The organism is Patiriisocius sp. Uisw_047, assembly GCF_047730165.1.
Lineage (GTDB): Bacteria > Bacteroidota > Bacteroidia > Flavobacteriales > Flavobacteriaceae > Patiriisocius.
Window position 1 is genome coordinate 1,962,466 of record NZ_CP159834.1, and the last position, 12,521, is coordinate 1,974,986.

Genomic DNA, 12,521 nt, shown 5'->3' on the forward strand with positions numbered 1-12,521 from the left:
CCTGTTGTTTTCGGTCAGATTATAAGCGGTTGATTAACAAAAGGGTACGGTCTTATATGTTAACAGCAAAAAAAATAAATTCTATTAGGTCCGTCTCTGTCTTGTCGAGATAATTATAGGAAAAACGTAATAAAAAAAAACTTAGATAAGTACAAAAGTTAATGTCTAAGCTTAAAATAATAGTGTCTAAAATTAATGAAGAAAAGAGTTTTTTCGCCTCAGTTCTTCCTTGACAGGTACCTTTATTTGTATTCTCCTATACCATTGAAGTTAAAAACAAACTGAAAAATGGAATCTCGTTATTACACCCTTGTTATACTATTTGGAGTCTGGGCTTAGACAGAGAAAGATAAGATAATAGACGTTTAAAAGACTACGTATAAACACGTATTTTCTAAAATACGTGTTTATACGTAGTCTTAGTATCTCTTCTTTAGTCATTTTGAATGATTTTTGCAAATCGTTTTAGGTCGTGCAATTAATTGCACATTTTGTTTGTAAACGGTTTTTTATATCTATATGACTTTCACAGTAGGTCTATAGTCAAGCTTCAAAAAATACAACCCCTTTGTTAAGCTTTGAATGTTTATTTTATCATTAACAGAGATAATTCTACCACTAATTGTCTCCCTATAAATATCATAAATTTTATATTTTTTTGTTTTATACAATCCCTAAATTTAGATATTATTTGAAGAAGGGCTAGGAAATAATTTTATATTTTGATTGATATTTCCAACGTTTTGTACCCCTAGAGTTACGAGTGAGAATTTTACAATTTTATTATCATCGTAAACATTGATATACAAATCTGTTCCACGCACAAATAACCCAGTTGGATGATCAATACTTGTAACCAAACCGCTTACTATTGTTATGGAGGTGGGGCTGTGTTAAATCACTAGGTTCAGTAAAGACGTTTATTTGAGTAATTTTAGCCGTTCTAAAAATCTACCCACCGCAAAGGTTGCGCATTGCTTTGGGAAATCCGAAATCAATTTTATAAGTGTTTTAATTTGATGTACTATGAATAAAACCGATGTAAGAGTTTCGCACTATTTTGGTCAGTCAGTTATTTTTTTTTGTCACAGTATATTCTATTCCAACAATAAGAAAACTCATTCATATTTAAACGTGTACCTTTTTTATTGAATAGGTTTCAGTTCGATATAAAGTAAAAAAAGCCTCATTTCTGGAGGCTTTTTCTAGGTATTCTCTTTTTTAGAATAAATTATTTTCCTTCTAAAACATTGCTAGATGCTGTTAGATCGCCATAAAATTGCTGATAAAGAATTTTTCCAGCCTCGTCAAAATCAAAAGATTCGTACAGGCGTACATCAGTTTGAATTGCTTCAGTGGAGTCAGTAGCTGCTTTTGTAGTCCTCCATGTTGCGTAATAACGAACAGATCCATCTGCTTCTTTAGTCTCCGTATTAACTCCAGGTAGAAGGTAAATCTCATCTAATATTTTAAAGTCATACAAATCCCATCCTTCTTGATCCATTCGCTTAATGTCGGCTAGAGAAATAGAATCGTTTTCAGCTCCCATTCTGGTGTTAAGCATAATTGCATTTTCGCTGTATAGTGCGTCATAGTCCAATTCCTCAATTTGATATCCATTGAGATAATCCATAACAGTTAGCGAATTTTTTTCAAAGGTATCAACGCTAGTTGTAACTTCTACTTTATTCTGGCAGCTAGAAAGCAAACCGAGCATGAAAATTAATGTGTATTGTAATTTCATAATTTAAAGTTTAATTAGTTATTTAAACAAATATACGTTTTAAAATACAAAAGAAGATAGTATTAGTTCTAGTAGCCTCAGCGCTATTGGTTCAGTAAAGCTCTTATAGCTAGGTTTTTGTAATCTACAATGGCGTACAATTTTGTTGTCTAGGAGTCGTAAGGGTTTAAAAAAATAGCTTGCTAAAAATACAAAGAACCAGAGAAAAATCTTTAGGATCTTCCAAGTATTGGAGAACAAGCAACTAATTATACATGTTTTGTTTCTATTTATTTTTAGCGTCAGATTAATATCATATTGCAGTCATAATGATGTTTTGTCTATTGCAAACTAAAGAAAGCTTAACAGCTATCTTTGAGTAATAAATACTATTGTAAACCTTTAAAAGCACGAACCTAAAACAATTAATTTAAGAGATATTAAAAAAATGAGATTAGAAAGACATTGGTCATGGAGTCAATTAGCAGAAATGAGTGGATTAAGTATAAGAACTATTTAGCGAATTGAAAATGGAGAGAATGCAGGTCTATAATCTTTAAAATCTTTAGCAGCGGTTTTTGAAATAAATATAAGTGATTCAGATAAGACCCAGGAAAGGGAACAGATTAGAAAAGAAGGGGGATACGGTCAAAATGTTAAGAGGCTTTATAAATTTCTTGCAATTGCAATATTAAGCTTGGTAGTTCCATTAATTCTTGCAATTATTAATTCATCAAATCGGAATATATTTTTGTGGATGATTCCTTCTTGATTAGTATTGTTAGGAATCTATTCTCTTAATGTCTTTGACTTCTTTGGAGAAGAATGGAAAAGAAAATTAATTAAAAACAAATTTAAAAAAGAGTAGGGATTTTTTAATGTTATGTCCTAAAATACGGCTACCGGTTAAAATTAATTTTACCCTTCAAAATCGCCATCGCCACCACCTCGGTCTTCACGTGGGCCTTGCTTTTTCTGGTTAAAGCGATATGTGAATGATAGGTTTACTTGGCGTTGTCTCCACTGGAATTCACTCTCTTGTATAAACGTGCTAGTTTCTGTTCTAGAGATACGCTTGCGACTATTAAAGAGGTCACTCACATTAAGCCCAAGGGTCGCATTATCATTAAATAAGTCTTTGCTCAAGGCAAGGCTCACAGAAAAAATGCCTTCACTTTCTGTCTGTGCATTATTACGAGGGCCACGGTAAAATGCATTAGTTTGCCAGTCTATCTTTGCAGGTAAGCTCACCTTTGCGCTACCACGCGCAAACCAACTACTGTTTTCTGTGCCATAATCGATACCATTGAAACTTCCTTCACTTTTAAAATTAAAATAATTAAAACTCCCGTTAAGACGCAACCACTTAATGGCGTTGTAAAGTACACCGGTCTCAAAACCATACCGATCGTTTGTAGATAGATTTATAGGAAATGTTCTAATAATGGGCACTCCGTTAGGAGTAAGCTCACCTGTGTCTTCTTGTATGCGCTCAAAAGCATCCGTCTCGTGCTGAAAATATATAGACGTGGTAAGGGTGATTTTTTCCCAACTTTTCAAATAGCCTAAATCAAAGGCATTAGAGTAAGCAGGACTAATATTTGGATTTCCCTGAAATACATTGGTCTCACTCGAGCGAGAAGGAAAAGGGTTTATAAAGTAACCGCGAGGTCTATTAATACGGCGATTGTAACCCACTGTTACGTTTTCGCGTTTAGCGATTTCGTACGATAAATTTACAGTAGGAAACAAGCCAAAATATGAATTGTCAAAATTTGCGTCAAACCCGATCGTGGCTTCTTCGTTTGCCTCAACCGCTCCAGCAAGTCTGGTGTTTTCTGCTCGCAGTCCCAATAAATAGCTGAACTTAGTGCCTAGCTTGTTACCGTATTGTACATAGGCCGCTAGAACGTCTTCGTCATAAGTAAAAACATTTGAGAGTCCGTTATCTCTGTAAAACTCGTTGCTTAAACCACCTTCTTCAAATAACTCATAGTCTGTGATAGACTCTTCTAGATTGACTCTAAAGCCGGCTTCAAACTGCGCATTCTCGCCAATAGGGCGCACATAGTCAGATTGTAATAATAGCTCGGTACTCTCTTCATCACTGCGCACCACCTCAGACGGTAAGCGCTCGATGGTAGGGAAGGTATTGCGTTCTGTTATTAAAGATCGTTGTTTTTCATTGTCTACTTCATATTGAAAATCTGCGGTAAGTTTATGACCACTAGTGTCAAAATCTCTCACATAATTAAGAGATCCTTGCACACTTATATCTTCTTCTGTTTCTAGTTCTTGTCGCAGTCTCGAAACTTCTAGCATGCTTGGTGTACTCAACTCATCTGTAAAGTTGCTTACCGTATCCTCATCATCGCCTAAGCGCAAAAAAACAGATCCTGTAATGGATGAAGACTCCGTTAAAAAATACTCCATCCCAAGATTTGTATTAAAACCACGGTTTAAACGATCGTAGTCTCGCCTTTCTGTCACAAATGGATTGGTCGCAGTTTCGGTAAGATATTGGTTATCAAAAAATGCATTACCTGGAGCGTCTCTGTAATTAACCCCAGTAGTGTTAAAGATGTTATATTTTTTTGTCCTAATATTTAGATTTCCAGAAAGACCGTAGTTCGTAGGATCTCCAATTGTAGCTTGTATAGATCCATTAAGACCAAGCGTCTTTTCTTTCCGGAGTATAATGTTTAAGATTCCTGCAGTACCTTCTGCGTCATAACGGGCAGAAGGAGAGGTGATCACTTCTACACGTTCTATGGCATCTGCCGGAAGCTGTCGCAAGGCATCTGTAGATCCAAAACCAGCAATGGCAGAGGGTTTGCCATTAATTAGTATGCGAACATTTTCATTACCACGCAGCGCAATCGATCCGTCCACATCTACGGTCACAGAAGGGACGTTACTTAAAGCGTCACTTACCGTAGCACCACTCGTGGTAAGGTCTTTTCCTATATTGTAGATTTTCTTGTCGAGTCTTATTTGTACTTCAGTCGTTTCTGCTCGGATGATAACTTCGTCTAAGCTTGCCAAATTTATTTCTAGAAAAACATCTGGCATCGTGATATTGGCAGTAATATTCTGCCCCGTAATTTCTTTGGTTTTAAAAGAGATATACTCGTAACGTATGGTGTAGGTGCCAGCTGCCACTTGTATGTTGTAGGCTCCATTAAGATCTGTGATTCCTCCGGTTATTACGTTATTTTTTTTGTCTATAAATGAAACCGTTGCATATTCTAGCGGCGTGTTAACATCCTGTTCTAGTACTTTTCCACTTACTGTAAAGTCTTTAGGTAGACTAGGTCCTTGAGCAACCGCAATAAGAGAAAAAAGGACGAGGCAAGTGGTTAGATAAATTTTCATGCTGTTATTCGTTTTTCTTTTTAGACTACAAAAATAGTTTTGCCCCTCGGCTTAAATTGATAATGTTATGTTAAAACAAATGAGCCCTTATATTATTTCTAGCACTCGAGAAGGAGGTCTTCCTATTACCGCTTTATTCCCGTGAACCACGATAGGTCGCTCCATCAGTTTTGGGTATTGTATCATCGCTAGAATGATAGCAGCATCACTCAGGGTTTTTGCTTTAAATTGTTCTTTCCAGATGGCTTCGTTTTTTCTCACGAGTTCGATAGGAGCGATGCCCAGCTTTTTTATAATCGCAGAAAGCGTTGCCACATCAAGCGGCTCGTCTATATATTTTACGGTTTTAATCTCTGTTTTAGCCAATGCATCTGGAGTCAGCAGCGAAGCAACGTTTTCTTCCAGTATGAGCAAACATTCGCGAGACTTACTGCAACGAGGATTATGATATATTACAATCATGAGGTATAGATTTTTTTCTGAAATATTTTATTTTTCACTTTTCACTTCAGAAAGCCATGCTTTCATTTCAAAAAAATTAGGTGGCGCTACGCCGTGACCTATAGGGAATTCTGAGTAGGCACAGTCAATGCCCAAGTTTTTTAAGAACGGCTTTGTTTTTCGAGCCCATTCCACCGGCAACACTTGGTCTACACTTCCGTGGGATGAGTATACATTTAGGTTTGAGAAGTCGTTTTGTTCATACCCATCTTTTAGTAATTCGGTATTAATGTAACCACTTAGGCCTATTATGTTTTTTACTTTATTAGGATGGCTTAATCCTACAGAAAAGCTTAAAATCGTTCCTTGACTAAATCCAATTAACGTAATGTCTTTTGCATCTGCAGCATACTTCGCTACCACTTCGTCAATACATTTTGAAATCAACTCCCTCGCAATAATTGCTTGCGGAATGTCACTCATTTTACCATCTTTATTGTCCCAATGAATGTTGTACCAAGCATTTCCAGAAGGCTGCATTGGGATCGGGGCTTTTAAGGAGATAATGTGATAGTGATCTGGCAACTCTGGCGCAAAAGAAAATAGATCATCTTCATTACTGCCGTAGCCGTGTATGAGTATGATCGCAGGATTAGCGCCTGTGTTCTTTGCGGGTGACTTATAATTGTGTTCTAAAGAGAGTGTTTGTTTCATCTGTAAAATATAGTAAAAGAGAGAAAAAGGAAAGCGATATTAAAGTATATGCGGGATAAAAGAATAAAGCGTTCTTATAATATTAATCTAAAAAAGTAAACCATTTTTCAAACCACGCTGTAAGATATGGGAGGTCTGGTTTTTTGTTTTTTACAGCACTGATAAGCGAGTAAATAAGAAGCCCAATAGACGTCCAGAAAAACAGTTCGCCAAGAATCAAATTTATATATTCAATAAATACTTTAGAAACAATCCACAACAACGTAATCCCAAACATGTTTTTAATATGTGCCGTAGCGAAAGGATGTTTCTCATTGCTGTTCATAGACATTGCGATTAGCAATCCTACAAAAGTGATGTAACAAATAATGGCTTTATTTCTTCCAGGAGGTGGTATCAACGACATACTAATTAAGTTTCAATTTATTTTTCGAAATAATCCCATATACCTTCCCTTTCATCTGTTGACGCACGAGTGCAGACGTCACAGAAGTAGATAGAATCGCGTCACTCTCAAACATCCACGCTGGCGATGGATCAAAAAGTGTTAGTGGTATTTTTACACCTTCTTTAATTTCTCCAGTTTCAAGACCAAAGCGTTCTCGTAATCCCGTAAGCGCTGTAATAACTTCAGAAAGATTCAAGACATTCCCCAAGGCGCCAAAACAGCTTTCTAGCCCTATCGAGCCATACTGTGCGTGGTCAAATTCTATTTTCTTGTACTCGATATCAATTGGAGCGTGGTCGCTAGTAACACCGTCTATCGTGCCATCTTGCAAACCGTTAAGTAATGCTTTAATCTCTTTCTTAGTTCTAAGAGGTGGCATTAGCTTATATCGCGTATCAAAACTGGATAGGGCATCATCTGTCAGCATTAGGTTATGAACGGCAACAGAACATGTTACGTCTAGCCCTTTTTTCTTAGCATCTTTGATTAATTGCACAGACTTTTTAGTCGAAATCGTTGGGATATGAAGTTTCCCTCCTGTGTATTCAAGTATATATAAGTCTCTGGTAATTTGCAGCTCTTCTGCCAGCATTGGGATTCCCTTTAAGCCCAGTTGTGTGCTGTTTACACCTTCATTCACCATTCCTTTATGTGCTATGGCAGCATCCATTGGGAAAGATTGTACAAGTCCGTTAAAATTCTGACAGTATTGCAAGGCAATTTTTAATAGGTTCGCATTTTTGACTGGCTTCTTATAATCGTAAAAGCTACGCGCCCCCTCTTGTTGCATATCATATAACTCAGCAAGATCATCGCCAGTGGCACCCTTTGTCATCGCGCCTACAGGATACACCTGCACTGCGTGATTTGCAGCTTTGCTTTTTAAGAATTGTACTGCGCCTTTATTATCTGTAACTGGGTTGGTGTTTGGGTTGATACAGATGTCTGTAAATCCAGAAGCCGCTGCAACGTTTAAACCATTTTCTATAGTTTCTCTTTCTTCATAACCGGGTTCTCCAAAACTCACACTGCTATCCATCCATCCTAGCGAAACGTGTAGGTTGTCTTTTTCGACCACACGCATTTTTTCTGTCGCATCAATTTTTGAGGCAATCTGGATAATGGTACCGTTCTCAATGAGAAGGTCTCGCTTCTTTAAATGGAGCCCACCTTGCGGGTCAACGATGGTAGCAGATTTTAGTAAAATTTTCATAGCTGTGTCGTTTCTAATAGTTGGTATCTATTTCTTGTAAAATCGCAATACTAGCATCTCTGCTAACAGAAATAAGAATGCCCCAATGGCAAACCATTTCCAGAATTCATTAATGGTATTGTCTTTTACTATATTTTCAAAAAGAGCGGCAATGCTATCGTGTGCGTCAACCCCTTCCCAGTCTTCTAATGCCGCATATTGTAAAATACTCTCGTCTCGGTCATAATTAAAACTTACGTTCTCTAAAAAGTCTGCATCGTTCATCACGGCGTAGGTGCCAGCAATATCTGGAGTTTCTTCCGTAGTAATCGTTACTTTATTTGAGTTTGCTATTTGCAAAGGTATAAAACTAGATAGACTGTCTCTAAGTGTGATTATCTGGTCTTGTTGTAACTTGATAGGAATGGCAAAAGTGTTTGGTTCACCTGTAGTATAATACAACTTAGGCAAAGGCAGGCTCTGCAGAGACATATTATATAAGGTAGGGACAATGAGCGGCGAACTCTTAAAGTTGGTTATTTCTGAAGCAAATGGTGTAGTGCTTAAAAAATGGTTGCCCTTTTGAACAATAAAAGGTTTTCCGTCTTCAAAAGATAATGCAGCGGCATTGACCCCAGCAAGTTCGTAAAACAAATTGACCTTTGGGTATTGAAAGTTTACGACCCGTTTTTCAAAAACATCTTGGTATAATGGATGATCAAAAGAAATGGTGGTAATCTGTTTTTCTACAGAAATGCGCTCGCCAAGCACCCCAAGCCTTAAGCTGCTAAGGAGGCTATTATACTCTGATATCACCGCATTCACTGAAGGAATAACAAAAATACTCCCCCCGTTTTCTGCAAAGGAGCGTAAGGCAGCAATTAATGGTGCAGAAATAGTATCAAGCTCATTCAGAATAATGAAATTCTGATTTGGGATGGCGTTATAATCTAGGTTTTTATAAGATTGCGGCGTGTAATTAAATTTCTCATTGCTAAAAAGTCGCGTGATAAAAGCACCATCACCTTGATTGATAGCGAGTACATTTACTTTGTTAGCTTCATTAATACTAAAGTATAAAGTATTATCATAGCTAATGTCTGGATCGTTAATAAGAATACGACCATCAATAGCTTCTTCTTTATTAACTTCAAATAAGGCGGCCACAATGGCACTTTCAGAAAAATCTGCGCTCGTCTTTGCTAAAAGTACTTCTTTATTATAAAATGAAACAGGAACGGAAGCGGTAGTTCCTTGTGAGGTGAGCCTTACTTCCAGGGTGATTTTTGAAGCATCGTTACTTTTTATAAAAATAGTGTCAAGAGCGATATTTTGTTTTCGTTCTGGCGAGAGTGATACAGCGCTTACTTTTAAGGTTGACGGAATGGGAGGGAACCCCTCTTTTAATTGAAAATCTGAAACATAAATCAGTCTCTTTTCTGCTCCAGCATTTTTAGAGAATAGCTGCGCAGCCTTCAGCAACACTTGCTTAGGTGATAATTGTTTTGACGTATAGTCGGTCTGGAGCATTTCGGCCTTAAAAGCTTTTTCCGAAACACCGCTGTGTACCTTGTTATTTGTGAACCACGTGATTTTCTCTGTGCTTTTGAGAAGGTATAAGTCTTGCATCGCATTTTGTAATAAGGGTCCGTCAGGGCCTTTTGCCTGCATACTAAAGGAGTTATCAAGATAGATGACTGTTTCTTTGTTTGTATTGAGGGCAGTTTTTGAAGCAGAAAAAGGTTGTGCAAATGCAATGACAAGGCAGGCGATGGCCGCCATTCTTAAGCATAGGGTGAGCCATTTTTTAAGCTGCGAACTTTTACGCGTCTGGATGTTTACTTTCTTGAGAAAAGCAACATTTGTAAAAGCTGTTTTCTGAAATTTCCGTAATTGAAAAAGATGGATAAAGATAGGAATGAGCAGTAGGAGAAGTGCGTAAAGTAATTCTGAGTGTTTAAACTGCATGCTCGTTTTTCAAATATTATTCAAAGATAGAAAAATGACCGCAATCTTATTTGATTTTTAAGGGTTTAATGCAGTAAGGGCTCCGGTGTGTTTTCTTTACTCAATACGGTAGCGTATTTTTTACACCCTTTTACTGTAAAAGCTAGCTATTTCTTAATCGTAAAACTAAAGTTAGCTCCTTTTCCTATTTCAGAATCTACTTTAATTGTACCGCCAAGTTTAGTAACAATAGACTTTACAGTGGCTAAGCCTATTCCTGTACCTTTCTTCCCAAACTTGTCTGCATCATCTCCCGTCCTAAAAAGTTCGAACATTAATTCTTGATTACCGCTAGCGATACCAACGCCATTATCAATTACCTGAAAATGATAAAAGGCCTTGCTTGCAGAAAAAGCAATACGGACGTAAGGAGTCTTATTATGATTGTATTTTAAAGAATTTCCGATGAGGTTCACGAAGATTTGGAATAAGGCGGCACGATTAGCGAGCAGCATTACTTCATCTTTAGAATAATTAAATTCTGAGTGCTCCACAAAAAGTATTTCTTCAATATCTTCGAGGAGTTCTTTTAAGTTAAATTCTGTTTTAAGTTGGGATGCTAGTGCGTCAGACTGATAAAACAAGAGCATCCCGTCTATATATTCTTTTAAGGTGTGCGAAGACTCTTCTATATAATCCAAATACTTCAATGCATCCTTGTCTAAGTCTTTTATATATTCTTCTTTAAGTAAGCCCGCTAATGAGGTGATGCTTGCTAATGGCTCTTTAAGATTGTGACTAACTACACCGGTAAAATTCTTTAATTGTATGTTGCGCTCTATGAGCTGCTCTTCTATTAATAAAAGTTCTTTATTTTTTTTGTGAAGTTCAAAAAGCTTTACCACCTGCTTAGCCATATTAATAAGAATTGATTTCTGGCGTTCTGTTAACTTGCGAGGCTTGGTGTCAAAAACACAGAGTGTACCTAGTTTAAAACCAGCAGGACTTATGAGGGGCGCACCTGCGTAAAAAACCGTTTGTGCTTGTTGCACTAATGGGTTATTAGCAAATCTAGGGTCTATACGTGCATCTTCTATGATGAATAAATCTTCTTCTTGATTGATGGCATGACCACAAAACGAAATCTCCCGTGGAGATTCTTTTAGATCCACGCCGTGATGTGATTTCAAGAAGTTTCTGTCAGCATCAAGAAGAGTGACCAATGAAACAGGGAGCTCACAGATTTCAGAAATTAAGGAAGTAATAGTATCGTATTCCTCCTCTGGCATCGTGTCCAGTAAATTATAGTTTTTTACGGCAGCTAAACGGTTTTTTTCGTTGTGGGGTATTTTTGGAGCAATCATGAAATGTTGTTATTGCTTAATTAACGTATTGGTGTCAAGTTGAGGTATCTATTAGCGTCCAGTTTCTGGACACGCTACTTCTTTCTAACTAGGATGAACAATATATACCTAATTCTACTATTTAGGTTTCATTTTTTTTCATTTTATTGAACCAATAACTCCTCAGTATATTTTTTTACCTAAACACGACGTATGTGTAAATATTTTTACTAATCATTACTTTGGTCATAGCATTTATTTTAAGCATTCTTGAATATGGTATTTCATTTTTTATTAGTAATTTGATTGAAATTTAAAAACACCCTACTTATGAAATTACAAAACCTTTTTTTAAGCGCTGCTTGCGCATTATTCCTTTTAACAGCGTGTGAACAAGAAAACGTTGAGACACAAGATTTAACGGCAGGTATGACTGCGCAGTTTAATCTAGAAGCAGATAAACAAACTCCAATGGCTCAATTTGACGCTAGTGGGAAAGGCATTTTTACAGGTGTTTTTGTAGCAGGAACAGGAATTGAAAGAGGCGAACTTTTTATCAACCTCGGAAACAATTCTAAATATGATGCCGTGGCAAAAATGATTGGTGGAGAGAAAATTAATTTTAAACACGTAGATCAAAATAATGAGGTTCAAAAAAATTCATTTTTCTTTAAAGCTGCTAATGCATCTTTTATAGTGACTATTAATGGGGAGAGTGCCGTTATTACAGATGCTCAAAAAGATAACAACTTGTTTTTTGGTGTAGCTTCAAAAGCTACTTCTGGAGGTAGAATGCCAATAAATAGAACAGGAACCTTTATTGACCCTAGTGCTCCTGGATTTACGGGTACTTGGAATCTTATTGCAGATGGATCTAACCCAGACCCTAATGGATTAGGCGGCAGTGAAGGTTTAACTAACGTTGTTATCACTTATGGAAATACAATGTATACTGATACTTCCTTTGAGAATTTTGACATCTCTTGTTTAGGACAATTTGATTTTGTTCCTGAATTGTACCTTAACTTTGTTTACGCTCACGGCCAATCATCGAATACTTTTAACGGTGTTTCAGATTGGAACCTTTATTGGGTAAATCCCTACACTGATGAAACGTGTCAATCAATTTCTTCGGGTTCTTTTAGTTGGACAAAAGCAGGTGGTGGTGTCACAAGAACGGGACAGATATTTGTAGACTAATTAGTAACGGAATAAAGTATCAAAGCGACAGCCCAATTTTTGGGCTGTTTTTTTATGTGATGTTTTTTGATAGGTGTTTGATTATCAAAAGAAATTGATTATTTTTGCAGCCCTCTAGCGATAAAAACAGGAATAGAG

Annotated in this window: 10 protein-coding genes; 2 read left to right on the plus strand and 8 right to left on the minus strand. The window is 36.9% G+C overall.

The window, feature by feature from the left end:
- Nucleotides 1–1,231: 1,231 nt before the first annotated feature.
- Nucleotides 1,232–1,744 carry a hypothetical protein gene (locus ABXT71_RS08615; RefSeq protein ID WP_415370924.1) on the minus strand — a complete coding sequence of 171 codons (513 nt, stop codon included), beginning with the start codon at nucleotides 1,742–1,744 and terminating at the stop codon, nucleotides 1,232–1,234.
- 427 nt (nucleotides 1,745–2,171) lie between these two features.
- Here ABXT71_RS08615 and ABXT71_RS08620 point away from each other — a divergent pair, with 427 nt between their 5' ends.
- A complete protein-coding gene (locus ABXT71_RS08620) occupies nucleotides 2,172–2,243 on the plus strand; it encodes a hypothetical protein (RefSeq protein WP_415373087.1) in 72 nt (23 codons plus the stop codon).
- A gap of 398 nt (nucleotides 2,244–2,641) precedes the next feature.
- Here ABXT71_RS08620 and ABXT71_RS08625 read toward each other — a convergent pair whose 3' ends face one another.
- The 7 genes from ABXT71_RS08625 to ABXT71_RS08655 all read right to left on the minus strand — a co-directional run bounded on the left by ABXT71_RS08625 (nucleotide 2,642) and on the right by ABXT71_RS08655 (nucleotide 11,204).
- Entirely contained in the window at nucleotides 2,642–5,098 is a 2,457-nt protein-coding gene (locus tag ABXT71_RS08625; protein WP_415370925.1) for an outer membrane beta-barrel protein, read from the minus strand.
- Nucleotides 5,099–5,185: 87 nt separating this feature from the next.
- Nucleotides 5,186–5,560 (minus strand): arsenate reductase family protein, encoded by a 375-nt coding sequence (locus ABXT71_RS08630; protein ID WP_415370926.1) that lies wholly within the window; start codon nucleotides 5,558–5,560, stop codon nucleotides 5,186–5,188.
- Between the two features lie 27 nt (nucleotides 5,561–5,587).
- A complete protein-coding gene (locus tag ABXT71_RS08635; protein WP_415370927.1) occupies nucleotides 5,588–6,253 on the minus strand; it encodes an alpha/beta hydrolase in 666 nt (221 codons plus the stop codon).
- An 82-nt stretch (nucleotides 6,254–6,335) separates the two neighbouring features.
- Nucleotides 6,336–6,659 (minus strand): hypothetical protein, encoded by a 324-nt coding sequence (locus ABXT71_RS08640; RefSeq protein ID WP_415370928.1) that lies wholly within the window; start codon nucleotides 6,657–6,659, stop codon nucleotides 6,336–6,338.
- A gap of 1 nt (nucleotide 6,660) precedes the next feature.
- Complete coding sequence (locus ABXT71_RS08645) at nucleotides 6,661–7,914, minus strand: dihydroorotase (protein WP_415370929.1); 1,254 nt, start codon at nucleotides 7,912–7,914, stop codon at nucleotides 6,661–6,663.
- A gap of 27 nt (nucleotides 7,915–7,941) precedes the next feature.
- Nucleotides 7,942–9,861, minus strand: a complete 1,920-nt coding sequence (locus tag ABXT71_RS08650; RefSeq protein WP_415370930.1) for a BatA domain-containing protein — start codon at nucleotides 9,859–9,861, stop codon at nucleotides 7,942–7,944.
- 146 nt (nucleotides 9,862–10,007) lie between these two features.
- Entirely contained in the window at nucleotides 10,008–11,204 is a 1,197-nt protein-coding gene (locus ABXT71_RS08655; protein WP_415370931.1) for a sensor histidine kinase, read from the minus strand.
- Between the two features lie 309 nt (nucleotides 11,205–11,513).
- On the opposite strand from ABXT71_RS08655, the gene ABXT71_RS08660 reads away from it, so the two are divergent.
- Nucleotides 11,514–12,383: a hypothetical protein gene (locus tag ABXT71_RS08660; RefSeq protein ID WP_415370932.1), complete on the plus strand. Its 870-nt coding sequence runs from the start codon at nucleotides 11,514–11,516 to the stop codon at nucleotides 12,381–12,383.
- Nucleotides 12,384–12,521 lie beyond the last annotated feature (138 nt).